This is a genomic window from Kribbella sp. CA-293567, assembly GCF_027627575.1.
In the GTDB taxonomy this organism is placed as follows: domain Bacteria; phylum Actinomycetota; class Actinomycetes; order Propionibacteriales; family Kribbellaceae; genus Kribbella.
Map to the genome: position 1 here is coordinate 1,314,930 of NZ_CP114065.1, position 25,055 is coordinate 1,339,984.

Here is a 25,055-nt window from a genome sequence, read left to right on the forward strand (position 1 = left end):
TCAATCGCCGTACGGTGGCGTCATGACTTCAGTGACCTCTCCAGAACCCACGGGGCCGCTGCTGGTCCGGGTCCGCGCGGTGATGCCCGCGCTGGCCCCGGCCGAGCAGCGAGTGGCGAACGCGGTCCTCGCGGACCCGGGCGGGGTAGCGGCGATGACGATCTCCGAACTGGCCGAGGTGGCCTCCACCTCGGAGACCACCGTCATCCGGTTCTGCAAGCAGCTCGGCGTCCCCGGCTATCCGCAGCTCCGCCTGCAGTTGGCGGCCCAGTCGGCGACGGAGAACATCCGGCCGGAGGTCGGTGGTGACATCGAGCCGGGCGACTCGCTGGCCGATGTGGTCGGCAAGGTCGCCTTCGCGGACGAGAAGGCGGTCCGGGAGACCGCCCAGCAGTTAGACGTCGAGGCGCTGAGCAAGGTGGTCGCCGCGGTGGCCAAGGCGCCGCGCGTCGACCTGTACGGGACTGGTGCGAGCGCCTTCGTGGCGCTCGACCTGCAGCAGAAGCTGCACCGGATCCGCCGGGTCGCCTTCGCCTGGTCCGACGTGCACGTCGCGCTGACCAGTGCCGCGCTGCTCGGCGAAGGGGACGTCGCGATCGGCATCTCCCACACCGGTACGACGATCGAGGTCGTCGAGGCGCTGGAGGAGGCCGCCAAGCACGGCGCCACCACGGTCGCGGTGACGAACTTCCCCCGGTCGCCGCTGGCCCGGACGGCGGATCACGTGCTCACCACGGCGGCTCGCGAGACGACGTACCGGTCCGGTGCGATGTCCAGCCGGATCGCGCAGCTGATGGTGGTCGACTGTCTGTTCATCGGTGTCGCCCAGTCGGTGCTGCCGGACGCCCGCAAGGCGCTCGAGGAAACGGCCACCGCGGTCCGGGCGCACCGGCTGAAGAGTTCTGTCAATGATCAACAGAATTGAAAATCCTTCAGTAGAAAACTAACATCATCTCTGTGATCACACCCACGGAGCAGCGCAACCCCAGGACGCTAGCGATCGATGCGGTGGGGACCACCGAAATCCTGCGGATGGTGAACGCCGAGGACGCCCGGGTTGCCGGTGCGGTCAGCGCCGTCATCCCCGAGCTGGCTCGCGCGGTGGACGCTGCCGTCGAGGCCGTTCGCAACGGTGGCCGGGTGCACTACTTCGGCGCCGGCACCTCCGGCCGGCTGGCGGTTCTCGACGCCGCCGAGCTGCTGCCGACCTTCCACGCTCCCGACGACCTGGTGGTCGCTCACCATGCCGGTGGCATGGAGGCGCTGCTGCGCGCCGTCGAGAACGTCGAGGACTCCGAGGAAGGTGGTGCCGCCGACGCGGCCTCCGTCACCGGCCGCGACATCGTGATCGGGCTCGCGGCCTCCGGCAGTACGCCGTACGTCGCCGGCGCGTTGCGCGCCGCCCGGGCAGTCGGCGCGACCACGGCGCTGGTCACCTCGAACCCGTCGGCCCCGCTGGCCCCGCTGGCCGACATCGTGATCGCCGCCGACACCGGCCCCGAGGCGATCGCCGGCTCCACCCGCCTGAAGGCCGGCACGGCACAGAAGCTGATCCTGAACAGCTTCTCGACCACCCTGATGATCAAACTCGGCCGGACCTGGTCGAACCTGATGGTCGACATGGTCGCCACCAACCAGAAGCTCCGCGGCCGGATGCTGCGCATCCTCGGCGAAGCCACCGGCGCCGACCCCGACGCCTGCGCGACCGCCCTGGCTGCGGCCGACGGTGAACTCAAACCGGCCCTGGTGCACCTCCTGACCGGCTCCCCGGTCCTCGAGGCCCGGCAGGCGCTCTCCGAGGCCGGTGGCCGCGTAGCCGTGGCCCTGGGCCTCCTCAGCGCCTCTGCGTAAACCGGTCGCCGTGGGGGCGGGGCGTCCCTACAGTCGGTTGGATGAGGACAGAGCGGGTTGACCCGCGGGATTCGGCGGCGTTCGGTGAGTGGCACGACGCGTTGCTGGCCGGTACGACGGCCGGGCGGGAGTACGCCGTCTGCTGGCAGCGCGAGGAGATGCGGCTGGCGATGGTCGACGAGACGCCGTACTTCGAGCGGGAGATCTGGGCGGTCCGCGACGGCGACGGGGAGATCGCGGGAGTGGTTGCCCTCTTCCTGCCGTTGAAGGACAACACCAGCCTCGTCACGGTGGATCTGTGTGTGGTGCCGGAACGGCGGCGGGAGGGGGCCGGAACCGCGCTGGCCCGGGTGGTCGAGGAGCGGGTCGTTCATCACGGGCGCAAGATCGTGCAGGGCATGGTTCACAGTCCGCTGGACGGCGTGGCGGCCGGGGAGGGGTTCGCGCTGGCCAACGGGCTGACCTTGGGCCTCGTGGACCTGCATCGGGTGCTGGAGTTGCCGCTCGACCAGGCGTACCTCGAGGAGCTGGCGGCCGAGGTCGCCGAGCATCACCGCGACTATCGACTGGTGTCCTGGCAGAACCGTTGCCCGGACGAGCTGGTGGACGCGTACGCCGCACTGGAGGGCACCTTCCTGAGTGAGGCGCCGCTGGGCGAGCTGGAGCTGGAGGAGGAGGTCTACGACGCCGCCCGGATCCGGTTCCGGGAGAAGCAGTCGCGCGAGCAGGGCCGGCGATCCTGGGTCACCGTCGCGATCGCGCCGGACGGAGCACTGGTCGGGCAGACCGAGCTGTTCATGCCCGGCCACGACCCGCTCAACGCTTACCAGTCGGGCACCTTGGTGGCGTCCGCCCATCGTGGGCACCGGCTCGGGCTGGCGCTGAAGGTGCGCAACCACCTCGAACTGCAGCGCGACCGGACCGGCCACCGGATCATGCACACCTGGAACGCCGAGCAGAACACGGCCATGAACGCGGTCAACGAGCGGCTCGGCTACCGGCCGGTCGAGCGGTCCGGCGAGTGGCAGCGCAGAATCTGAGAAAAATTCTGCCCCGCCGATAGTGGAATAGGCCGAAAAACGCTGGCTTGAATCCCGTGCGGGGAACCCTTCGGCGCCGGGAAATCGAACGTAAAAGCTAACCGTCTAGAGCCGATCAATCGGTTTGCGATAGATCCGGGTGTTTGATTTCCTCGGGTTCCGAAACCGAGCAGCATGGCTGATCCGGGACCAAAAGAAAAGCGATCTGGGCCACGTCGCGAACGGTAGCTGGATCATCACTTTCGGTCCATAGCGGGACCGCGTAATCGTGTCGTATCGTCACGTCATCGCCAGGCCTTGGTGGGGGGCTGGTGCTCTGAATCCTTTGTGTTCAAGGCGAACTTCGGAGCTCGGATGACCATGGACGGTACTGTCGTGGTGCCCGGAACCACTATGGGTGCCCAATGGGTCGATGACGTGCTGCTGGCCGGTGCGGCCAGCGACGTGTGTTTCAGACTCCCTACTCCAATTGATCGTGGAATGCTGCGCCGGCTGGTCCGGGACAGGCAGTCCGAATTGGCGGAATCGGGTTTACGCCCAGGCGGCGCTGCCGCATTGCGTTTGCCGCCGTCAATGGCGTTCGTGACCCATTTGCTGGCGATCTGGCGCAGTGGTGGGCAGGCGATCCTGCTGGATCACCGGCTGACCGACTACGAGGTACGCCGGGCGATCGAGCGGCTGGTTCCGCAGGTGGTGGTCTCACCCGACGGGCCGGTACCGGCCGGGCTGCGCACGTTCGTCGAGGTCGAGACCGGCATCGCCAGCTACTCGGGCCACCCGGCCAACACCGCGCACGCCGTCGTCCAGCTCAGCTCGGGATCGACCGGGCCGTCGAAGGTGATCGGGCGGACCGCGGAGGACCTGGTCGAGGAGGTGCTGCGGTACACCCGGATCGACGGCGTCCCGACGCGGGGCGAGCGGGTGATCCTGCTGCCGTCGATGGTGCACGTGCTCGGACTGGTCGGCGGCCTGATGTACGGCCTGCACGCCGGCGTCGAGCTGGTGCCGCCGGCCCGGATGACCGGTGACGCCATCGTGCAGGCGATCGCGAGCGGCAGCAGCCCGGCGACCGTGCTCGGCGTGCCGTTCCACATCGGCCTGCTCGCGTCGGTCCAGGAGCCGCCGAAGCTGCCGCAGTTCCGGCGGATGACGACCGGTGGCGAGCTGGTACCGGCCGCGATCGCGGCGGCGTTCGAGGAGAAGTACGGCGCGTCACTGGGCAACATGTACGGGATGACCGAGGTCGGGGTGATCGGCACCGACCTGTTCGGCGCCCACCGGCCGTCGATCCGCCCGGCACCGGGGATCGAGGTTCGGGTCGTCGATGGAGAGCTGCAGATCAGGCGACCCGAGTCGCCGTACCTGGGGTTGTCGGACCCGAGTCGCTGGTCGGACGGCTGGCTGCACACCAAGGACGCCGGCGTCGTCGACCCGGAGACCGGTCTGGTGTCGATCAAGGGCCGCCTCGACTCACAGGTGTCGGTGGGCGGGCTGAAGGTCGACCTGACGGAGGTCGAGTACACGCTGGGCACGCTGCGTGGGGTCGAGGCGGCGGTGGTCGTCCACGACGGCGCCATCACGGCGTACCTGCAGCTGAACGAGCAGCGCGATGTGGCCCGGATCGAGTCCGATCTGGCCGAGCTGCTGGCGTCGTACAAGCGGCCGCGGTCGGTGCGGGTGCTGGCTCAGTTGCCTCGGACAACCACCGGGAAGCTGGTCCGTGACACCACGGTTCTGCGCAAGGCCGCGCCGTGATGCTCCACGATCTCGAGGGATGGGGTGCCGGCAGGCACGGCGACGGCGAGCACTCCGCCGGTTCGCAGCGCCGGCCACTGCACGGTCAGGGCCGGTTCCGAGGCGACGAGACCGCCGGTCAGCGGCATCAGCCGGCGGAGACCGGAGTTCCGCAGGCCTTTGCCCAGCGCTTTACCCACTGCTTCCTTGGCGGTCCACAGGTGCAGGAACGCCTGCAGACCGTCGGGTTGATCGGCCATCCAGGCCAGTTCGGCCGGATCGAACCAGCGCCGGGCCATCGTGGCCACTTCGCGGGCGTGCTGGTTCTCGACGTCGACTCCGACCGGGCCCTGCTGCCCGGCCGCGACGGCGACCAGATCCGGAGTGTGGCTGACGCTCACCCACAGCGGGGGCAGCAGCGGACGGCCGAGGTCGTCGTGGTGCAGGACCGGCCGGGCGCCGAGCAGCGACTCGGCCAGGTCGAGCAGGAGCTCGTGGGCAACGCGCCGCTGATCGCGGTGGGCCGGTGCCAGCCAGACGTGCACGGGGGCCAGATCGGTGCCCGGACGCAGATTCACAGAAAGAAGGTATCCCGATGAGGGAAGAGGTTCGCGAGTTCGTCCTCGCGCAGCTGCAGGACATGAACTACGACGTCGAGGGGATCGACGACGAGACCACCCTCGGCCCGGCCGGGGTCGATCTCGAGTCGCTCGCGCTGGCCGACCTGTCGGTGCGGGTCGAGGACAAGTTCGGCGTCCGGTTCTCCGACGACGAGTCCGAGGAGCTGGCCCTGATGACCGTCGGCGAGTTCACCACCGCGGTGGCCGGCCGGGTAGCGACGCAGGTCTGATGAGTTCTGCCATTCAACCGCCACCCTCCTCCGCCCTGCCCCCACCGGGGAGAGCCGAGATCGTCGACTGGCTGGCAGCGCTGGGTGATCGCCAGCCCGGCGACGTCCGGGAACGCATCGACTCGATGGAGCTGGCCTGGCTGGTCCATCAGGTCGAGCAACGCTACGAGCTGGAACTCGACGACGACCAGCTGGACCGGATCAGGACGATCGACGACGCCGTACTCGTGCTCGCGGAAGCGCTCAAGAGTCATGTCTGACGTCCATCCGGTCTCCGTCACGGGTTTCTCGGTGCTGAGCGCGCTCGGCCGGGGGGCCGAGGCGCAACTCGCCGCGGCGCTTCCCGGCGCGCCCGCGTTCGGTGAGGTCCGGCGGTTCGACACCTCGAACCGCCGGGTGACCCGTGCGGCCACCGCGGCCGACGCCCGCTCGCTGGAAGAGGAACTGCTCGACGCGGTCATCGACGCCTGCGCCGACGCCGGTCTGACTCCGGCCCAGCGAGCGACGACGCCGTTGTTCCTCGCGGTCCACGGGCGCTCCGGCGTCCGCGGTCTGGCCACCAGGGCCGCGAAAATCTACACCAGCGCCTGTGTGTCCGCCAGTACCGCGGTCGCCGACGCGGCCACGCTGATTCGCAACGGGTACGCGGAGCGGATCGTCGTGGCGGCCGGCTATCTGGTCGAGTCCGATCAGTTCGCCTTGTTCGACGCCGGCCGGGCGCTCTCCGACGACAGCACGGTCCGGCCGTTCAGCCTCGATCGCCGAGGTCTGCTGCTCGGCGATGCCGTGGTCGCGGTCGTACTGCAAAGCGGCGAAGGGCTGGCCGAGGTCGCAGGCTGGGGCCGGGCCGGCGATGCGTACCACCCGTGTCAGCCGGCACCGGACGGTCAGGGGCTGGCCGCGGCGATCGAAGCGGCGCTGCGCAAGGCGGAGCTGCCCACCGACGTCGTCGGCTACATCAACGCCAATGCCACCGGGACCGCCATGAGCGATGCCTCGGAGGCGGCCGCGATCCGCACGGTGTTCCCGGCCGACGTCCCGGTCAGCTCGACGAAGTCGGTGCACGGTCACGCGCTGGAGGCGTCCGGGCTGCTGGAGCTGGTGATGACGGTGCTGGCACTGCGGGCCGGCAAGCTGCCGGTCAACGCCGGGTTCACCAGCCCCGACCCGAGTTGCCCGCTGGATCTGATCCTGGACGCGCCGCGGCCGGCGACAGCGCAGTACGGGCTGACGCTGAACGCTGCCTTCGGAGGAGCCAACACCGCCCTGCTGGTGCGTGCCGGATGAACAGCCTGGTTCAGATTCCCGAAGTCCGCGTGGTGATGGACAGTCACTGGCCGCAGTTGGGCGATGACGCGCTGGCGGGTCCGCCGGCGTTGCCCGGGTTCATCGGCTCGACGTTCAGCCCGCTGGTCGCGATCGTCGCCGATCGTTGCCTGCAGTCCCTGTACGGCGACGTCGCCGCCCGGCAGGGCGAGAAGGTCGGCATCGTGCTGGTCAGCCGCACCGGTGACCGGGTCGCGGCCGAACAGGTCCGGCAGACCGTTGCCAACGGCAAACGAGTTGGGCCGCTGCACTTCTTCCAGTCCGTTCCCAACAGCGTGGCCGGCTACGTCGCCGCCCGCTGGGGACTGCACGGTCCGGTCGTCTGTCTCAACCCGCCGGGGCACGCGGCCAGCACCGCCCGGCAGGCCGGCCTGGACGAAGCCGCGTTGCTGATCGCCGACGGCGACGCCGACCAGGTGCTCGTCGTGCTGGTGGAACAGGCAAGTCAGGGCGACACCGCCGTCGCCCTCCTGGTGAGTGGGGGAGATCAGTTGTGAAGAGTCTGAGAGCCCGGCTGGCGGCCGATCCGGCCATCGGCGCGGGCAACGTGCTGGCCACCGTGATCGCGCACGGGGCCGACCTGAACGGGCCGGGGCTGACGTTCGACACCGCCGTCGACCACTACCCGGCCGAACATCCACTCACTCTCGGGGAGCTCGACGACCGGGTCCAGGCGCGCACGTCGTGGTTGCGCGACCAGGGCATCGGCCGGCGGGACGTGGTCGCGATCTGGGCCACCGACGCGGCCGACATCGTGCTGAGCTTCCTGGCGCTGACCCGGGTCGGGGCGATCCCGGCGTTGCTGAACGGCAAGATGGCGCCGGAGATCGCGGAGGAGTACATCCGCCGGTTGCGGGTGACCGGCGTACTGGCCGATGCGGCGCACCGGGACCTGTTGCGCGAGGCACCGATCCTGGGGGAGCCCCGGGAACTGGGAACCGGCGACCCGGCGAAGGCGCCGGCGCAGTACCGGCATCACCAGGACGACCCGATCGTGATCACCCACACCTCCGGTACGACGGGGGTGCCGAAGGCCGTGCTGCACACCCACCGCACCTTGTACGCCGCGCTGAAGCATCTGCTCACTATGCCGCAGTCGCAGGGCACCGACAGGATCCTGAACGCGCTGCCGATTCCGCACACCGCGACGATCCTGATGGTCAACCAGGTGCTCGGCAACCGGGCCGAGATGCTGTTGCTGTCGAGCCAGGACGCGTCCGTCGTACTGCGGCAGATCGAGCGGTGGAGACCGCACGGTGTCTACGGGTTCGCGGTGACCTGGGCCGGGCTGGCGCGGGAGGACCTGAGCGCCCGTGCCGTCGACTCGGTCCGGATGTGGTTCAACACCGGGGACTGCGCGCATGAGCCGCACATCCGCAAACTGGTGGCCGTCGGCACCCGTGAGACGGTCGGCCGCGGGGGTCGCACGACGATCCCGGGCTCGCACTTCATCGACGGTCTCGGGTCCAGCGAGATGGGGCACAACGGGTTCCACATCACGCACACGGTGGACAGCGACCACTACGGCCGGTGTATCGGCAAGCCGTACCAGTTCGCCGAGGCGACCGTGCTGGACTCCGCCGGCGCGGAGCTGCCGCCCGGCAAGGTGGGGCTGCTGGGCTTCCGTTCGCCGTCGGTCTCGCCCGGCTACTGGAACGACTCGGTCAACACCTACAAGTTCCGCCTCAACGGCTGGTTCCTGACCGGTGACCTGGTCTACCGCGACGACACCGGCCACTACTTCCACCTCGACCGGGTGCCGGACGCGGTCGCCGGCTTCGACGGCCCGCAGCTCTACACCTCGATGTCCGAGGAACGTATCCTCGCGGCGCTGCCGGAGGTCCAGGACTGCACGGTCGTCATCGTCCAGGAGGACGGCCGCTTCGTCACCGACGTCCTGCTGGAACTGGCCGCCGACGCCGACCCGGCGGAGGACCGCGACGCACGGGTCCGCGAGGCGGTCGGCGAGGAAGTCGCCGCCACCATCCGGGGCATCACGACGGTCACCGAGGACGAAGTGCCCGTGACAGTCACCGGCAAGGTCCGCAAAGTCGCCCTCCGCGCCGACCGCGTCGGAGCCGGCCGATGAACGGCGTGACGATCACCGGCATGGGGCTGATGACCCCGGTGGGCCGGGGGATCGACCAGGTGTTCGGCAGCTTGCTGAAAGGCAAGTCCGGAATCAGCCGGCCGCCGGTGGGACATCCGGTGGCCAACTCCGTCGAGCTGGGCGGCTTCCTGCCGGAGTTCGACGCGGGCAGCATCGCGAGCGGGCCGGACGGGAAGGTGATGGACCGGACGGTGATCCTGGCGCAGCTGACGGCCGAGGAAGCGCTGGCGGACGCGGGGATCGTGGTCGGGGAGAACGTCGAGGCCGACCGGATCGGCGTGATCATCGGCGGCGTCGGCGGGATGGCGACGCTGGAGAACCAGGTGCTGGCCAGGGCCGAGCGCGGGCGGGCAGCCGTCAGCCCGTACCTGCTGACCGGCATCCTGCCGAACATGCCGGCCGCCAGGGTCGCGATCCGGTTCGGGATCCGCGGCTACACCTCGTCGGTCGGTACGGCGTGCGCGTCCGGTGCCCAGTCCATCGCGGACGGCGTCCGGCTGATCCGCGGTGGTGAGGCCGACGTGGTGATCTGTGGTGCCAGCGAGGCACCGCTGTTCCCGACGTTCGCGGAGACCTTCGCCAACGCCCGCGCACTCGCTCGCGGCTGGGACGACCCGACCGACGCCAGCCGTCCGTTCGACCTGCGCAGGAACGGTTTCGTGCTCTCCGAAGGTGCCGCGCTGCTGGTCCTGGAGAGCACCGAGCACGCCGACCGGCGCGGAGCGAAGGGGTACGCCGACCTGGCCGGGTACGGCGTCAACGCCGACGCTCATCACCCGACCGCGCCGCGGCCCGACGGTACCGGAGCGGCCGCCTGCATGCGCCAGGCGTTTGCCTCGGGCAAGGTTTCGCCGGAGCAGGTCGGTTACGTCAACGCGCACGGCACCAGCACCAAGCTCGGCGACGTGGCCGAGTCGGTCGCGATCGGCCTTGCCTTCAACGGTTCCAGCCCGGCGGTGAGCTCGACCAAGGCGCTCACCGGTCACATGCTCGGTACGTCGGGCGTGGTCGAGGCCGCCGCCACCGCGATGGCGATCAACACCGGTCTGCTGCCGCCGACGTACAACCTCGAAGACCCCGATCCGGCCTGCCCGCTGGATCACGTCCGCCATGAGCCGCGCGAGGCGCGTGCGCGGTACGGACTGTCGAACTCGTTCGGGTTCGGTGGCCAGAACGTCAGCCTGCTGTTCGGACCTCCGAGCACAGAGATCAAGAGTGAGGGGAAGGTCTGGTGATGGAGATCTACGGGATCGACCACGTGGAGATGTACGTGGGCGACGCCAAGCAGGCGGCGTTCTACCTGACGCACGCATTCGGCCTGCAGGTGCACGGTCAGGGCGGTCCGGAGACCGGGTTGACCGACCAGCGCTCGCTGTTGCTGCGGGAGAGCGCCGTACAGATCGTACTGACCTCGGGGCTGGCCGCCGGCCACCCCGCCGCCGAGTACGTCCAGCGGCACGGTGACGGTGTCGCCGTGGTGGGCATCGAGGTGGACAACGCCTCCGTCGCCTACACCGAACTGCTCAGCCGCGGTGCCGAGTCGGTGCGGGAGCCGGCGACGTACTCCGACGAGCAGGAGACCACCGTGGTGATCGCGGAGGTGGCCGGTTTCGGCGACGTGATCCACCGGCTGGTCGAGCGGCACGGGCCGCGGCGGGAGTTCCTGCCGGGCGCGTTCGCGATCACCGAGCCGTCGAAGGGCCCGGACGAGAAGCTGTTCAGCGAGATCGACCACCTGGCGATCTGCGTGCCCTCGGGGGAGCTGAAGTCGACCGTCGAGTTCTACGAGAAGGTGTTCGGCTTCCTGCCGATCTTCGACGAGTACATCGAGGTGGCCGGTCAGGGGATGGAGTCGACGGTCGTCCAGAGCCCGTCCAAGCACGTCACCTTCACGCTGATCGAGCCCGACCCGAACCGCCGGCCGGGGCAGATCAACGACTTCCTCACCTGGCACGCGGGGGCCGGCGTCCAGCACGTCGCGCTGCGGACCAGCGACATCGTCGAGGCGGTCGGCACCCTGAAGGGCCGGGGGGTCAACTTCCTGGCCTCGCCGTCGGCGTACTACAAGGCGCTGCCGGACCGGGTGGGCGAGGTCGAGACCCCGATCGCGGACCTGGAGGAGCTCGGCATCCTGGTGGACAAGGACCACTGGGGCCAGCTGCTGCAGATCTTCACCGAGTCGATGCACGTCCGCCGGACGCTGTTCCTGGAGATCATCGAGCGGCGCGGCGCGATGACGTTCGGCAGCGGCAACATCAAGGCGCTGTACGAGGCGAAGGAGCGCGAGCTGCAGGGGGTCGAGGTATGAGCGGGCTCGAGTTCACCCTGTCGGCCGAGGAGATCGAGCTGCTGCCGTCGGACGAGGACGTCGCGTTCTACGCCGAGCACGGCTGGTACCTGTCCAAGAAGCTGCTCACCGACGACGAGACCGACGAGCTGGTCAACGCCAGTGAGCGGTACTACGCCGGCGAACGTGACCGGGAGCTGCCGGTCACGCCGCCCAAGCTGGCCTACTGGGACCCGTCCAAGGGCGACGTCCAGCGGCACAACGACTACGTCCACTACGAGCACGACGGACTGGCCAAGATCCTCCGCAAGCCGCTGATCGGGGCCGTCGCGGCCCGGCTGGCCCAGGTCGAGGAGATCCGGATCTTCCAGTCCACCCTGATCTACAAGCCGCCGATCGAGGGCGAACCGTCGAACATCGTGCCCTGGCACTTCGACAAGCACTACTGGTCGTCCTCGTCGTCGGACCGGATGCTGACCGCGTTCATCCCGTTCCACGACTGCCCGCCCGAGATGGGCACCATCACGATGGTCGACGGCAGTCACCGGTGGAAGGAGATCGGCGCCAACGACACCGTGGTCCGGCACTTCGCCGAGCGGGACAAGTCGCAGCTGGAGCAGATGCTGGCCGACAACGCCGCGTTCAACGGCGTCGAGGTGGTCAAGCTGCCGATCACGATCCCGCGCGGCCACATGAACTTCCACCACTGCCGGACGTACCACGGCAGCGGTGCGAACGTCAGCGACATCCCCCGCCGGGCGATCTCGCTGCACCTGCAGGACGGCGGCAACTCCTACCGGGAGTTCCCGCTCTCCGACGGCACCCTCGCGGCGTACAACCACGACGCCCTGGTCCGCCGGACCCCGGACGGCATGCCGGACTACGCCGACCCGGACTTCTGCCCCACTCTCTGGGCCGACCGCTAAACAAGGAGAACAGCCATGTCACGTTACGACTGGGGTCAGACCCACCCGGGCATCGAGCAGTTGGAGAAGGCCGTCACCGAGGCCCGCGACAAGGTCGTCCAGCACCCGCTCTACGCCAACCTGGACACGCACGAGTCGCTGGTCACCTTCATGGAGCACCACGTCTTCGCGGTCTGGGACTTCATGTCACTGCTGAAGTCCCTGCAGCGCGAGCTCACCTGTGTCACGGTCCCGTGGATCCCGACCGAGCACCGCAACAGCCGCCGGCTGATCAACGACATCGTGATGGTGGAGGAGAGCGACGAGCTGGGGGGCGACGACGGCAAGCCGGCCTTCATCAGCCACTTCGAGCTGTACGTCGACGGCATGCACGAGGCCGGCGCCCGGACTGACGCGATCGACAAGCTGATCGAGCTGCTCCGCGACGGTGGAAAGGTGGTCGAGTCGCTGACCGCGGCCGGCGTACCGCAGGTCTCGATCGACTTCGCCGGCACCACCTGGGGCATCATCGAGAACGCGCCGGTGCACTGCCAGGCAGCCGCCTTCGCCTTCGGCCGCGAGGACCTGATCCCGGACATGTTCACCCAGGTGGTGGCGGTGAACGAGCGCTCCAAGAAGCTCAACACCTTCGTCGACTACCTGGAGCGGCACATCGAGGTGGACGGTGAGTTCCACACCCCGATGGCGATGCAGATGGTCGCCGACCTGTGTGGCGACGACCAGCAGAAGTGGGACGAGTGCGCCGACACCATCAACACCGCGCTGGCCGCCCGGGCCAGGCTGTGGGACGGCATCCTCGCCGCCATCAAGGGCTGAGGGCCGCTGACTGATGACCACCATCGATCTCTACCGGACCGTGCGGCTGATTCGCCGCTTCGAGGAGCGCGCGATCGAGTACGTCCGGTCCGGCGAGATCGTCGGCGGCATCCACCCGTACGTCGGTCAGGAGGCGATCGCGGCCGGCGTCTGTGCCGCGCTGCGCGCCGACGACCTGATCACCAGTACCCACCGTGGCCACGGTCACGTGCTGGCCAAGGGGGTGAACCCGGCCCGGATGTTCGCCGAACTGATGGGCCGGGAGTCGGGGCTGAACAAGGGCCGCGGCGGCTCGATGCACGCGGCCGACTTCGGCCTGGGCATCCTGGGTGCCAACGCCATCGTCGGCGCCGCCGGGTCGATCGCCACCGGCGCTGCCTGGGCCCAACGCCGGCTGGGCAAGTCGACCGTCGCGGCGACCTTCTTCGGTGACGGCGCGGTCAACGAGGGAATGTTGCTGGAGGCGTTCAACCTGGCCGCCCTCTGGCACGTCCCGGTCGTGTTCGTCTGTGAGAACAACGGCTACGCCACCACGATGCCGGTCGACTCGGCCGTGGCCGGCAGCATCACCGGCCGGGCCAAGGCGTTCGGCATCCCGTCCTTCACGATCGACGGCCAGGACCCGGAAAAGGTGCTGGCGGCAACGACCGCCGCCGTCGACCGGGCCCGGGCCGGCAAGGGCCCGACCTTCCTGGAGTGCACGACGTACCGGTTCGACGCGCACCACACGTTCGAGCACCGGACCCGGCTCACCTACCGCTCGACCGAGGAGCTGTCCGCCGGGTGGTCGCGGGACCCGGTGGAGATCCAGGGGGCCCGGCTGGCCCCGGAGGACCGGGCCGCCGTCGACGCCGAGGTCGAGGCCCTGCTCGACGCGGCGGCCGGGATCGCGCTGGGCAGTGCCCACCCGGATCCGTCCGCGGCCCTGCAGTACCTGTACTCGTCGCCGGAGGTGTTCAGCTGATGCCCAAGTTGTCCTATCTGAAAGCGATGAACCGGGCGCTCGGTGACGAACTGGCGGCCGACGACCGGGTGTTCCTGCTGGGTGAGGACATCCGGGTGGCGGCCTCGAACCTGACCGCCGGCCTGTTCGGCCGGTTCGGTCCGGACCGGGTGCTGGACACCCCGTTGTCGGAGCAGGCGTTCACGAACTTCGCCACCGGCGCGGCCCTGGTCGGGATGCGGCCGGTGATCGAGTTCCAGATCCCGTCGCTGCTCTTCCTGGTCTTCGAGCAGATCGCGAACCAGGCGCACAAGCTGGCGCTGATGTCGGGTGGCCAGTGCAAGGTGCCCGTGACGTACGTCGTCCCGGGTTCCGGGTCGAGGACCGGCTGGGCCGGGCAGCACTCCGACCATCCCTACAGCCTGTTCGCGGCCGTCGGGGTGAAGACGGTGGTGCCGTCGAACCCCGCGGACGCCTACGGCCTGTTGCTGTCGGCGATCCGCGACGACGACCCGGTGGTGGTGTTCGCGCCGGCCGGTGCGCTGGGCTTCCGGGAAGATGTCGACTTCTCGACTCTGGCGCCGGTACCGCTCGGCGTCGGGCGGATCGCGCGGCCCGGTTCCGACGTCACGGTCGTTGCCCTCGGCCACCTGGTCCAGGACGCGCTCGCGGTCGCCGACGAGCTCGCCGGGGTGGCGTCGATCGAGGTGTTCGACCCACGCACCGTCTATCCGCTGGACGTGGCAGGGCTGGCCGAGTCCGTCGCGCGCACCAGGCGGCTGGTGGTGATCGACGACTCGAACCGGACCAGCGGCTTCGGAGCCGAGGTACTGGCGGTGGCGGCCGAGCGTTTCGACCTGGTCGCGCGGCCGCGCCGGGTGACCAGGCCGGACGGCGCGGTACTGCCGTTCGCGCTGGCGCTCGACCGGGCGGTCCAGCCGGGCCGCGACGACCTGGTCGCGGCGATCCGCGGCGTACTGGAGGGGGACGAGCAGTGACAGAGCGACCATCCGCGGCCGAGCTCTGGCCGGTGCTGCCGGCCGACGTCCGCGAGAAGTTGCTTGCCTATGGCCACAAATACTGGTCGCAGGTCTACGAGGACGTCGCGCTGCAGAACCAGAACTGGATCCCGCTTCGCTCGCCGGTCGGCACGCACGCCGGGTACGCCGAGCTGAACCGGATCACGCAACGCGTCTCGCAGCTCGTGCTGGACGCCTGCCGGCGCCGGGCCCGTACGGCGGGGGAGCTCCGCGCGGTCCTGGGGGTTCCGGACGGCCGGATCCAGTTGCTGGACGACGACGAGCCGCTGACCGGGCGGCTGATCAACGCGATCCGCTCCGACCTGCTGCTCGAGCGCGGGGTGCCGCGGATGGTCGAGTGCAACGTCGAGAGCGCGCTGGGCGGCGTACTGGACGCCGACGGCGTGATCAAGCGGTGGATGGAGGTCTACCGGGACGAGCCGATGTTCACCGCGATGGACGCCGCCGCGCCGCCGTCCGCGGTGGACGCGCGCTTCGACGCGATCCGCTCGGACGTCGGGCCGGACCAGGTGACCGCGATGGTCTACACCTCGGGTGGCGGCTACCCGGGCGCGCACGACGCGACGTACATGATCAACCGGCTGCGGCCCTTCGCCGATCGGGGCCGGGAGCTGGGGGTCGACCTGATCGTCCATCCGGTCGAGTGGCTGGAGCAGGACGCGGACGGGCGGCTGAAGGCGGGCGACCGGATCCTCGACGCGGTCTGGCGGATGTTCGTGCCGACCTTCGTCGACGAGTCCGACGGAATGGCCGCGCTGCGGGCGGCCAACGCCGCCAGGAACTTCCGGATGTACCTGCCGACCGCCGTCTGGCTGCTGAGCAACAAGACGATCTTCGCCTGGTTGTGGGACGACCTGGACCAGTTGCCGGCCGAGGACGCGGAGATCGTCCGCGCGCACGTCCCGCGGACGTGGGTCTACCAGCCGGCCCTGCGGCAGCGCGTGATCGACGAGCGGGAGCGGCTGGTGTTCAAGCCGACCGACGACTACGGCGGTCACGGCGTCTTCATCGGCCCGCAGACCTCGCCGGAGGACTGGGCCGCGGCGATCGACGCGGCCACCGGCCCGCACATCTTCCAGGAGCTGATCGAGGCGGACCCGCTGACGATGCAGTTCCTCAAGCCGGAGACCGGCGAGGTGGTCGAGGCCGACGTCTCGTACTGCGTGTCGACCTACCTGTTCGACCGGATCCCGGCCGGTGTCTTCACCCGCTTCTCGCCGCCGGGCGCCGGTGGCGTGGTGAACCTGACCCAAGGCGCGCTGACCGGCGGCCTGCTGCTCGTGAACGTGGGGGAGAACCGATGAGTTTCGACTGGCAGGGTACTTCGTTCGACTACTGGAACGAGTTGCCTCAGGCAAGCAAGGAGAAGGTGCTGGCGGCCGGGTCCGAGGACTGGCGGGACGTCTTCAGTGGGGTCCTGACCTTCAACAAGTCCTGGCGGCCGCTGCGCCCGGTGATGATCCACCAGACGACGTACGACGCGCTGGCAGCGGTGATGGACCGGTTGCTCGGGCTGCTGCTGGAGACGGCGCAGCGGCGGGCGGCCACGGCCGGCGAACTGCGCAAGCTGCTCGGTACGCCGGAGGGCCTGATCGAGTACCTGGACGACGACGAGGTGCTCGGCGAACAGCTGATCCAGTCGGGCCGGCCGGACATCCTGATCAGCGGCGGCGTCCCGAAGTTCGTCGAGTTCAACATCGGCAGCGAGGCCGGCTGCGTCTGGGACACCGAGCGGGTCTCGACCCGGTTCCTGACGGTGTTCTCCGACCACGGGCTGCAGACCCTCGACGGGGTGGACGGTCCGGTCCAGGTCACCGAGCCGCCGTCGCCGGTCGACGGCCGCTACCAGGCGATCGTCGACACGCTCGGGCTGAAGCCGGGCGACCGGCTGACCACCGTACTGCGCACGGAAGGCGTCTATCCGGGCAGCGACAACCTGGAGGCGATCGTCAGGTCGCTCGACCCGTACGTCGAGCGGGGCAAGGGTTTCGGGATCGACGGGGACGTCTCGCCGCTGCTCTGGCTGGAGACCGACGAGGACGGCGAGCTGGTCACCCAGGGCCGCCGGGTGGACGCGGTCTTCCGGTTGTTCGTCTGCACGGACATGCCGCAGATCCCTGGCCAGGCAGCGCTCAAGGCCGCGGTGGAGTCCGGCAGGACGAAGCTCTTCACCTCGTCGGCGGGCTGGCTGCTCGCCAACAAGCTGGTGCTCACCTGGCTCTGGGACGATCTCGAGCTGCTGTCCGCCGAGGACCAGGAGCTGGTCCGTCAGCACGTGCCGTGGAGCCGCCGGCTGAGCAGCGAGATGCTTGAGGACGCCGTCGCCCAGCAGGCTTCACTGGTGCTGAAGCCTGCCGACGAATACGGCGGTGCCGGCGTACTGGTGGGGCACGAGACCGAGCCCGGCGCCTGGCGGGAAGGGCTGGAGGAGGCGGTCCGGCGAGGCGGCTTCCTGCTGCAGGACTACGTGCGGCCGGACCGGCTGTCGATGGATTTCGTCAACATCGAGACGGGTGCGCACCTGGCCGCCGAGGTGCCGTACTCCGTCGGTCCCTACACGTTCGGGCGCAAGTCGTACGGCTGCTTCCTCCGGGTCGGTTGCCAGGAGCAAGGTGAGGTCCTCAACCTCAAGCGGGCCATCCACGTCACCGGGCCGTTGCTGGTCACGACGTGACCGGACACGACTGGGCCGGCCGCCCCGGATTCGATGCCTGGGGCAACTTATCGCCCGAGGTGCGGAAGGCGGTCCTGGCCGCCGGGGACACCGGCTGGGCGACGGTCTTCGACAACATCGCGACCTACAACGAGACCTGGCGTCCGCTCCGGCCGGTGCTGATGCAGAAGGCGTGGCTGGAGGAGCTGTACGCGCTGAGCGACCGGATGCTGCAGCTCGTGCTGGATTGCTGCCGTCGCCGGGCCGCCACCGCGGGGGAGCTGCGCAAGCTGCTCGGGATCCCCGACGATCGGGTCGAGTTCGTGAACGACGACGAGCCGCTTGGCGATCACCTGGTGCTGTCGGGCCGCCCGGACATCCTGCTGACCGACGGGGTGCCGAAGATCGTCGAGTTCAACATCGGCAGCGATGTGGGCAGTGTCTGGGACTCGGAGCGGGTGTCGGCCAGGTTCCTGGAGCTGTTCCGCAGTACCGGTGTCGACGAGTTGCTGCCGGTCGAGGCACCGCCGTCGGCCGTCGACGGCCGGTACGCCGCGATCCGCGAGGCCTTCGGGCTCCCCGACGGGGCCCGGCTGACGATGGTCTTCCGGACCGACGGCGAGTATCCGGAGTCGCGCGATCCGGAGAAGCTGGTGGCGCTGCTGCAGCCGTTCGCCGAGCGTGGCCGGGAGCTCGGCTTCGACATGGACGTGCAACCGCTCGACTGGCTGGAGCTGGACGAGAGCGGTTTCCTGGTCGGCCGCGGCCGCCGGGTGGAAACGATCCTGCGGTTGTTCGTCTGCTCCGAGATGCCGCCGACCGTCGGGCTGCAGGCGATCAAGGACGCGCTGCAGGCCGGTACGGCGTCGCTGTTCACCTCGGCGGCGTCCTGGCTGATCAGCAACAAGCTGGTCTTCGCGTGGCTCTGGGAGGACGCGGACCAGCTGCCGCCCGAGGACGCGGACCTGATCAGGACCCATCTGCCCCGGACCAGGCTGCTCACGGCGGAGCTACTGGACTCCGCGCTCGCCGAGCGGGAGCAACTGGTGCTCAAGCCCACCGACGAGTTCGGCGGCTCCGGCGTCGTGGTCGGTCGCGAGACGACTCCCGAGGAGTGGCGGCGACTGGTCGAGCACGGGGTGGCGGCGGGCCTGCACCTGGTCCAGGACTACTCCCGCCCGGACCGGATGACGATGGACTTCGTGCACCTGCACAGCGGTGAGCACGACCACGCGGAGGTGCCGTTCTCGATCGGTCCCTACACCTTCGGCCGGCAGGGCTTCGGCTGCTACGTGCGGATCGGGAGCCAGGGTGAGGGCGAGGTGCTCAACCTCAAGCGCAACGTGCACGTCACCGGATCACTGCTGCTCGGCGGCGCCTGATGCCGACCGGCAACGAGCTGGTGAGGGCGCTGTCGGCCGGCGGCCGTGACCTGGACCCGTACCCGCTGTACGCCGAACTGCACAAGCTCGGCGAGGTGCTGGCCCTGACCGCACCCGAGCTGCCGTACTCCGCGGCCGTCTTCGGCTACCGGGCCGTCGACCGGTTCATGCGGGACTCCTCGTTCGAGGTGCACGACGCCTGCTGGATGGAGGCGATGACGCCGACCTGGCACGAGCACGCGGTGCTGGTCACGCTGATGAACTCGATGATGTTCAGCAACGGCGACCGGCACGGGCGGATGCGAGGCCTGTTCCGCAAGGTGTTCACGCCGCGCCGGGTGCAGGCGATGGAGCCCGAGGTGGTCCGGATCGCCGACGAGCTGCTGGACCGGATGGCCGACCTCGGTGCCGGTGGTGCCGAGGTGGACTACATGGCCGAGTTCGCCTACCTGCTGCCGGCCCGGGTGGTCGGCCGGCTGCTCGGCCTGCCCGACTCCGACATCAGCTGGTTCCGCTCGCAGGTGGACCTGATCAACGACTGGCTCGACTTCCGCCGGAAGGGCCCCGAGGTGCTCGCGGTGGCGGACGAGGCCGCGACCCGGATCACCGGCTACTACGTGGATCTGATCGCCAAGCGCCGGGCGGATCCGCAGGACGACCTGATCAGCGATCTGGTCCAGGCCGTCGACAGCGGCCGGCACCAGCTGACCGACCTGGAGCTGGTGGGCAACCTGCTGGTGCTGTTCAACGCCAGCTTCAGCACCACGATCCACCTGTTCGGCAACTCGCTGCCGCTGCTGCTGGCCAGTCCGGAGATCCGCGCCGCGCCGGAGCTGATGCCGGCGTACGTCGAGGAGGTGCTGCGCTACGACACTCCGGCGCACGTCTTCGCCCGGGTGGCCAGCGCCGACACGGAGTTCCTCGGCGTACCGCTGGAGAGGGGGCAGCTGGTCGCCGTACTGACCGGCGCGGCCAACCGCGACCCGCGGCGGTTCGACGACCCGGACCGGTTCGACCCGCACCGGGCGGACAACCAGCCGGTCAGCTTCGGCGCGGGCCCGCACTACTGCCTGGGCGCCGCGCTGGCGAGGACCGAAGCGAGGCTCGCTTTGCCGATGGTGCTCGACCGTTTCCCCCACCTGGCCCTCGCAGGACAGCCGGTCCGGACGGACCAGCTCATCCTGCGGGGCTACGAGTGTCTGCCGGTGACCGTTGCCGGAGGGTCACCGCGATGACCTCAGGCCGAGTACTCGATCGCGCGCGGTCCGACCGGAGGGGTGTGGATCGCGACCCGGCTGAGTCCGGCAGCGGCGGCGAGTTCGTCGTACTGGGCCAGGGTGCGCTCCCGGCCGTGCCCGAGGACGAGCATCAGCACGTCCATCGTGGTGAACCCGGGCTGGTGGGTGTCGGCCGCCTCGGCCACGAAGACGGAGCCGCCGGGCCGCAGCGCCCGCCGGCACCTCGTCAGCGCGTCCGTGGCCTGGTCGTCCTCGAACGAGTGCAGCAGCATCCGCAGCAGGAAGGCGTCGGCCTCGGGCAGCTCCAGCTCGAAGAGGTTGCCGACCAGCAGGCCGCAGCGGTCGTCGAGACCGGCTTCGGCGAACCGCTGCTCCGCCTTCTCGACGCTGCCGGGCAGATCGACCAGAGTGCCGCGGGCCGTGGGAGTCGCGGCCAGGATCCGCTCCAGCTGGACGCCGGTGCCACCGCCGACGTCGACGATGTGCCCGAACCGGCTCCAGTCGATCGCCCGGACCAGCAGCTCGGCCTCGTTGGTGGTGTTGGCCTCCATCAACCGGTCGTACGACGCGGCCGCCACCGGATCGAGGCTGGTCTTGTTCGCGGCCTGCACCGGGCCGCCGCGGCGGACGATGCCCAGCAGGTCGAGGTGGGCTCGGTCCATGGTGCCGCCGTACCCGGTCTGGTCCAGCCAGCGGCGGGCGGCACTCGGGTCGTCGTCCAGCAGCCAGCGAGCGGTCTGTCCCAGCTCGAAGCGGTCCGGCCCGGCCACGACGAAGACGCCGCGGGCGGCCAGGTAGCGCAGTACCCGGCCGAGCGCGTCGGCGTCACAGCCTGCCGCCGTGGCCAGGTCCTTCAGGTCCGCCGGGCCGGCGGCCAGCCGGTCGGCGATCCGCAGGGTGGCGACGGTCCGCAGCGCCATCGGCGTGACCAGGTCGGTCATCGCCCAGAACTCCAGCACGCCCATCGGTTCGGTCGGCTCGGTCATCTCGGATCTCCGGTCGGATCGTTCGGCGGGTGTTTCCACCGGTTTCGGGTGATGGCGGTGACCGGCGTTCCCTGAGGAATTCACCGATCGCCGGATCTTTATTTCGGGTGACTCTCAGGAATTGCCCGCCCACAATTCGTGCAGGCCGAGTTGATTGCTTTTGGCGCAGGAATTGTCGTTGCCATTTTCAGGCTTTGCGGGTGGTATTTCACGACCATGCCGACTTCAGTCGCCGCAAGGTCACCGCGGTGGCGACGGCGTCGCTGCGGGCGTTTCCGTGCCGGCCGTCGCTGCTGTAGAGGCCGGGGTCGGTCGACAGCGGGTGGTCGGTCAGCTGCACGTGGATCGTGCCGAGCCGCTCGGCCACCGCCGCGGTCCGCTCGGACAGCAGCCGCATCCGCTGCCGCAGCCCGGGGCGCAGCCACTCCTGGATCGCGGGACTGGCCGACACGTCGAACATGCCCAGGGTGATCACCTGGGCGCCCGCTTCCTGCAGCGCGGTGATCATCGCGGTGAGCTCACGGTCCACCCGGTCGGCGTCGTACCGGGCGCTGAAGGCGTCGTTGCCACCGCCTACCACCAGCGCCAGATCGGGCTTGAAGGCGAGCGCGGCCTCCAGCTGGGTGGCGTGGATCTCGTGGGCGCGCAGGCCGCTGACACCCAGGTTCAGGTACTCCAGGTCGGGGGCGGTGGCCCTCAGCTCGGCGGCCAGCCGGTCGGCCCACTGCAGCTCGCTGTAGCCCTCGAGCGGCTCGCACAGGCCCTCGGCCACGCTGTCGCCGAGGACGGCGAAGCGGCGCCACGGGTGCCCGGTGAGCAGCTCGGCGCTCTCCCCGGCAGCCAGGCAGTAGGGATCCTCGTCCTCGGTCAATCTGCCCCCTCGGTCTTGGCGCTGCCCCCGCTGTACTGCGGGATGTCCAGCGGCCGGCGGTACATCTGGATCACCGGGATCAGCGTGGCCAGCAGGAAGAGCCCGCCCGCCAGCAGCAGGGCCGGGCGCAGGCCGACCAGCGCCACGCTCCACCCGCCGAGCAGGCTGCCGACCGGGATGCCGGCGAAGGTGATCGCGCCGATGACGCCGAACACCCGGGTCTGCAGCTCCGGCGGTACCCGGGTGTAGAGGGTCATCCCGATCACCGGGTTCAGCGAGGCGTTCGCGATCCCGCACAGGAAGCTGACCGAGACCACCAGCCAGACCTCGTCCGACAGGCCCATCGTCAGCAGCCGTGGCGCGCCGCCGACCAGGGCACCGATCACGAACGCCCGGTACGGCGGGATGCGCTCCGCGAACACGGTGAAGATCAGGTTGCCGAGCAGCGCGCCGCCGGCGAACCCGCCGAACAGCAGGCCCAGCACGACCGGGGAGCCGACCACCTGCTCGACCCACAGCGGGGTGAACACCGCGCCGCTGGCCTGGCTGAAGACGTTGATCGCGAACGTCATCATCATCATGCCGATCAGCACCTGGTCGCCGCGCAGGAAGGTGAACCCGCCGCGCAACGCGGTCCAGTACGGCTCAGGAGCCGGCTGCGCCGGTTTGCGGGGAGCCGCGGGGGCGTCGGCGAGGGCGGCGGCGTCGCTCATGGCGGCCGGTTCCGGGTCGCGAGCTGCGGCCGGCTCGTCGGGCGGTAGCTGGACCAGGACGAAGACCAGCACCGCGCAGAAGGCGAACGAGGCGGCATCGGCCCAGAGCGCGCCGCTGGTGCCGAGCCAGGCGATCAGCAGGCCGCCGAGCGGCGCTCCGACCAGCGTCGCGGCCCGGCTGAGGCCCTCGTAGAGCGAGGTGATCCGCAGCATCGGCACCTCGCACTGCTCGGCCAGTGGCCGCAGCATCACGTGCTTCACCCGGTCGCCGATCCCGCGCAGCGCGCCGCCGACCGCGACCAGCGCGGCCAGCTGGGTGAACGACGAGCCCGGACTGACGATCACCGCGACCATCGCCAGCGCGCTGCCCGCGTCGGCCACGATCGACGTCCGGCGGAGCCCGAACCGGTCCGCCAGCGGCGCCGCCAGCACCCCCGTCAGGGCGTACGGCAGCATCTCGGCAGCGGCGATCAGCCCCATCTTGGCGGCGCTGCCGGTGCTCATCAGGACCAGCCAGGGGATCGCCACGGCAGACACCCGGGTGCCCAGCGCGGACAGGATGTCCGCCGTGAACAGCGCGACCAGGGAGGTCCGCGGCGACGGGTTCATCGCGACTCGGCCCGTGCGGCGGCATGCGCCGAGCGCAGCGCCACCTTGTCGACCTTGTGGGCGCTGGTCAGCGGCAGCTCGTCGAGGAACTCGATCTGCCGCGGCATCCACATCTCGTTGAACTCGCCCCGGACCAGCTCGCGCAGCTCCTGTGCGGTCACCACGGCACCGTCGTACCGGACGACGAACGCGTGCGGCACCTCACCGAACGCCTCGTCCGGTACGCCGATCACCGCCGCCGCGCGTACGCCGGGCTGCGCCTGCAGCAGGTCCTCGATCGGACGGCAGTACACGTTCCAGTTGCTCGCTCCGGTGACGATCGTGTCCTGCACGCGATCCACGACGTACAGGTAGCCGTCGGCGTCCAGGTAGCCCAGGTCACCGGTCCGCACCCAGCCGTCGACGATGGCCTGCTCGGTCAGGTCCGGACGGCCCCAGTACCCCGCGAAGCGCAGCTTGCTGGTCGCGTAGATCTCGCCCGTGCGGCCCGCCTCGACCACCTGCCCGTCGGCGTCTCGGATCTCCACTCGGACGTCCCCGTACGGCGCACCCGACGACCGCAGCCGCTCGGGATGGTCCGGGTCCTCCGTCAGCCCAGGCTGAGCCGTGACCACGATGACCTCGCTCAGGCCGTAGACGATGCGCAGTACCGGCCCGAAGCGCTCGATGGCCTGCCGCAGCCGGGACGGCGCGGCGGGCCCGGCGCCGACGTTGAGCATGAACAGGCTGCTCACGTCGGTGGATGGCAGGTCCGGGTGGTCCAGCAGTTGGTAGAGCAACGGCGGCGACACGTAGGTCGAGTTGATCCGCTCACGCTCGACCGTCGCCAGCGCGCGGCCCGCGTCCCAGTTGTCCTCCAGGAACAGCACGCCGCCCATGAACAGGTTGAAGAAGCTGGTGATCTGACCGCTCGCGAACGCCATCGGCGAGTGCGACAGGTGCCGCAGCACCGGCAGGCCGGCGGCCAGGTAGTCGGCGGCCAGCGTCAGGATCTGCTCGTAGAACGCCTGCCGGTGATGCACCAGCTTGGGCTCCCCGGTGGTCCCGCTGGTCTGCAGGCAGGTGGCCGGCGCCAGTTCGCCGTACTCCGGGCGGAACGTCGTCTTCGGCGCGGCCAGCAGGTCCGGCCCGAGGCCACCCTCGCCCAGGCAGTGCACCGGTACGCCGAGGCTCGCGGCCAGCCGCTCGCCGACCTCCGCCTTGGTCCGCGCGTCGTAGACGAACACGTCCGCCTCGGACAGCCGCGCGAACGCCTCGATCTCACGGCGGCCCGCGATCGGCGCGATCCACATCGTCCGGGCGCCGACCAGGTGCAGCGCGAGCTGGAGGGCCGGCAGCTCGAGTGTGTTGCCGGCCAGTACCAGGACGCCGGTGTCCGGGCCGACGCCGCGGTCCTGCAGCATCGCGGCCAGGTCGAGCACCTGCGCGCGCAGCTCGGCGAACGTCAGCCGCCGCCCACCGGCCACGATCGCCTCGGCCTCGCCGTACCGCGCGAACAGCCCGAGTGCGGTGACGACATAGGAACCGGACTGTTCCAGATTCTTGTCCAGCACGGTATCGACCGACATGGCGCCCCACCCTTTCGGTATCCGGGGTGACTGTACTGCGAGAAATTCCCGGCGACCAGCTTCGGGGGGAATTCAAGCGAACAATTCAATGCGCCCGTTGACGTGTCAGGAA

The 25,055-nt window shown here is 69.8% G+C and carries 24 protein-coding genes; 19 read left to right on the forward strand and 5 right to left on the reverse strand.

Features of this window, described 5'->3' with window-relative positions; all coding sequences use genetic code 11:
- Window positions 1-22 precede the first annotated feature (22 nt).
- From OX958_RS06385 to OX958_RS06400, 4 genes are all read left to right on the forward strand, one after another.
- Window positions 23-925 (forward strand): MurR/RpiR family transcriptional regulator, encoded by a 903-nt coding sequence (locus OX958_RS06385; RefSeq protein WP_270136223.1) that lies wholly within the window; start codon window positions 23-25, stop codon window positions 923-925.
- Between the two features lie 32 nt (window positions 926-957).
- Window positions 958-1,851 carry an N-acetylmuramic acid 6-phosphate etherase gene (murQ, locus tag OX958_RS06390; protein WP_270136224.1) on the forward strand — a complete coding sequence of 298 codons (894 nt, stop codon included), beginning with the start codon at window positions 958-960 and terminating at the stop codon, window positions 1,849-1,851.
- Window positions 1,852-1,892: 41 nt separating this feature from the next.
- A complete protein-coding gene (locus OX958_RS06395) occupies window positions 1,893-2,891 on the forward strand; it encodes a GNAT family N-acetyltransferase (RefSeq protein ID WP_270136225.1) in 999 nt (332 codons plus the stop codon).
- Window positions 2,892-3,371: 480 nt separating this feature from the next.
- Entirely contained in the window at window positions 3,372-4,646 is a 1,275-nt protein-coding gene (locus tag OX958_RS06400) for a class I adenylate-forming enzyme family protein (protein ID WP_270139009.1), read from the forward strand.
- On the opposite strand, the gene OX958_RS06405 is transcribed toward OX958_RS06400, so the two are convergent.
- Window positions 4,577-5,203 (reverse strand): 4'-phosphopantetheinyl transferase family protein, encoded by a 627-nt coding sequence (locus tag OX958_RS06405; protein ID WP_270136226.1) that lies wholly within the window; start codon window positions 5,201-5,203, stop codon window positions 4,577-4,579. The genes OX958_RS06400 and OX958_RS06405 overlap by 70 nt on opposite strands.
- Window positions 5,204-5,220: 17 nt before the next feature.
- Here OX958_RS06405 and OX958_RS06410 point away from each other — a divergent pair, with 17 nt between their 5' ends.
- Genes OX958_RS06410 through OX958_RS06480 form a run of 15 tightly spaced genes read left to right on the forward strand, consistent with a single transcriptional unit; the run spans window position 5,221 to window position 20,193 of the window.
- Window positions 5,221-5,475, forward strand: a complete 255-nt coding sequence (locus OX958_RS06410; RefSeq protein ID WP_270136227.1) for an acyl carrier protein — start codon at window positions 5,221-5,223, stop codon at window positions 5,473-5,475.
- Entirely contained in the window at window positions 5,475-5,735 is a 261-nt protein-coding gene (locus OX958_RS06415) for an acyl carrier protein (protein ID WP_270136228.1), read from the forward strand. The genes OX958_RS06410 and OX958_RS06415 overlap by 1 nt, the downstream gene beginning before the upstream one ends.
- Window positions 5,728-6,762 (forward strand): beta-ketoacyl-[acyl-carrier-protein] synthase family protein, encoded by a 1,035-nt coding sequence (locus OX958_RS06420; RefSeq protein WP_270136229.1) that lies wholly within the window; start codon window positions 5,728-5,730, stop codon window positions 6,760-6,762. The genes OX958_RS06415 and OX958_RS06420 overlap by 8 nt, the downstream gene beginning before the upstream one ends.
- Complete coding sequence (locus OX958_RS06425) at window positions 6,759-7,298, forward strand: beta-ketoacyl synthase chain length factor (RefSeq protein WP_270136230.1); 540 nt, start codon at window positions 6,759-6,761, stop codon at window positions 7,296-7,298. The genes OX958_RS06420 and OX958_RS06425 overlap by 4 nt, the downstream gene beginning before the upstream one ends.
- Window positions 7,295-8,890, forward strand: a complete 1,596-nt coding sequence (locus OX958_RS06430; protein WP_270136231.1) for a class I adenylate-forming enzyme family protein — start codon at window positions 7,295-7,297, stop codon at window positions 8,888-8,890. Before OX958_RS06425 ends, OX958_RS06430 begins: the two co-directional genes overlap by 4 nt.
- Window positions 8,887-10,146: a beta-ketoacyl-[acyl-carrier-protein] synthase family protein gene (locus OX958_RS06435; protein ID WP_270136232.1), complete on the forward strand. Its 1,260-nt coding sequence runs from the start codon at window positions 8,887-8,889 to the stop codon at window positions 10,144-10,146. Before OX958_RS06430 ends, OX958_RS06435 begins: the two co-directional genes overlap by 4 nt.
- Complete coding sequence (hppD, locus tag OX958_RS06440) at window positions 10,146-11,219, forward strand: 4-hydroxyphenylpyruvate dioxygenase (protein ID WP_270136233.1); 1,074 nt, start codon at window positions 10,146-10,148, stop codon at window positions 11,217-11,219. Before OX958_RS06435 ends, hppD begins: the two co-directional genes overlap by 1 nt.
- Window positions 11,216-12,124, forward strand: coding sequence for a phytanoyl-CoA dioxygenase family protein (locus OX958_RS06445; protein WP_270136234.1), 909 nt, complete (start codon window positions 11,216-11,218; stop codon window positions 12,122-12,124). Before hppD ends, OX958_RS06445 begins: the two co-directional genes overlap by 4 nt.
- A gap of 15 nt (window positions 12,125-12,139) precedes the next feature.
- Complete coding sequence (locus tag OX958_RS06450; RefSeq protein ID WP_270136235.1) at window positions 12,140-12,940, forward strand: DUF3050 domain-containing protein; 801 nt, start codon at window positions 12,140-12,142, stop codon at window positions 12,938-12,940.
- A gap of 13 nt (window positions 12,941-12,953) precedes the next feature.
- The gene (locus OX958_RS06455; RefSeq protein WP_270136236.1) at window positions 12,954-13,904 is read left to right on the forward strand and encodes a thiamine pyrophosphate-dependent dehydrogenase E1 component subunit alpha; all 951 of its coding nucleotides are present in this window, start codon (window positions 12,954-12,956) and stop codon (window positions 13,902-13,904) included.
- Window positions 13,904-14,881, forward strand: coding sequence for an alpha-ketoacid dehydrogenase subunit beta (locus OX958_RS06460; RefSeq protein ID WP_270136237.1), 978 nt, complete (start codon window positions 13,904-13,906; stop codon window positions 14,879-14,881). Before OX958_RS06455 ends, OX958_RS06460 begins: the two co-directional genes overlap by 1 nt.
- On the forward strand, window positions 14,878-16,227 hold the full coding sequence (locus tag OX958_RS06465) for a hypothetical protein (protein WP_270136238.1): 1,350 nt from the start codon (window positions 14,878-14,880) through the stop codon (window positions 16,225-16,227). Before OX958_RS06460 ends, OX958_RS06465 begins: the two co-directional genes overlap by 4 nt.
- Window positions 16,224-17,597, forward strand: coding sequence for a hypothetical protein (locus OX958_RS06470; RefSeq protein WP_270136239.1), 1,374 nt, complete (start codon window positions 16,224-16,226; stop codon window positions 17,595-17,597). Before OX958_RS06465 ends, OX958_RS06470 begins: the two co-directional genes overlap by 4 nt.
- Window positions 17,594-18,958 carry a hypothetical protein gene (locus OX958_RS06475; protein ID WP_270136240.1) on the forward strand — a complete coding sequence of 455 codons (1,365 nt, stop codon included), beginning with the start codon at window positions 17,594-17,596 and terminating at the stop codon, window positions 18,956-18,958. The genes OX958_RS06470 and OX958_RS06475 overlap by 4 nt, the downstream gene beginning before the upstream one ends.
- Window positions 18,958-20,193 carry a cytochrome P450 gene (locus OX958_RS06480; protein ID WP_270136241.1) on the forward strand — a complete coding sequence of 412 codons (1,236 nt, stop codon included), beginning with the start codon at window positions 18,958-18,960 and terminating at the stop codon, window positions 20,191-20,193. Before OX958_RS06475 ends, OX958_RS06480 begins: the two co-directional genes overlap by 1 nt.
- 2 nt (window positions 20,194-20,195) lie before the next feature.
- Here the strand turns inward: OX958_RS06480 and OX958_RS06485 are convergent, their stop codons facing one another.
- The 4 genes from OX958_RS06485 to OX958_RS06500 form a co-directional block, all read right to left on the reverse strand.
- Window positions 20,196-21,182 (reverse strand): methyltransferase, encoded by a 987-nt coding sequence (locus OX958_RS06485; RefSeq protein WP_270136242.1) that lies wholly within the window; start codon window positions 21,180-21,182, stop codon window positions 20,196-20,198.
- Window positions 21,183-21,390: 208 nt separating this feature from the next.
- The gene (locus OX958_RS06490; protein ID WP_270136243.1) at window positions 21,391-22,053 is read right to left on the reverse strand and encodes an SGNH/GDSL hydrolase family protein; all 663 of its coding nucleotides are present in this window, start codon (window positions 22,051-22,053) and stop codon (window positions 21,391-21,393) included.
- Window positions 22,050-23,375 carry an MFS transporter gene (locus OX958_RS06495; protein WP_270136244.1) on the reverse strand — a complete coding sequence of 442 codons (1,326 nt, stop codon included), beginning with the start codon at window positions 23,373-23,375 and terminating at the stop codon, window positions 22,050-22,052. The genes OX958_RS06490 and OX958_RS06495 overlap by 4 nt, the downstream gene beginning before the upstream one ends.
- Complete coding sequence (locus OX958_RS06500) at window positions 23,372-24,943, reverse strand: class I adenylate-forming enzyme family protein (protein ID WP_270136245.1); 1,572 nt, start codon at window positions 24,941-24,943, stop codon at window positions 23,372-23,374. Before OX958_RS06500 ends, OX958_RS06495 begins: the two co-directional genes overlap by 4 nt.
- Window positions 24,944-25,055: the final 112 nt, after the last annotated feature.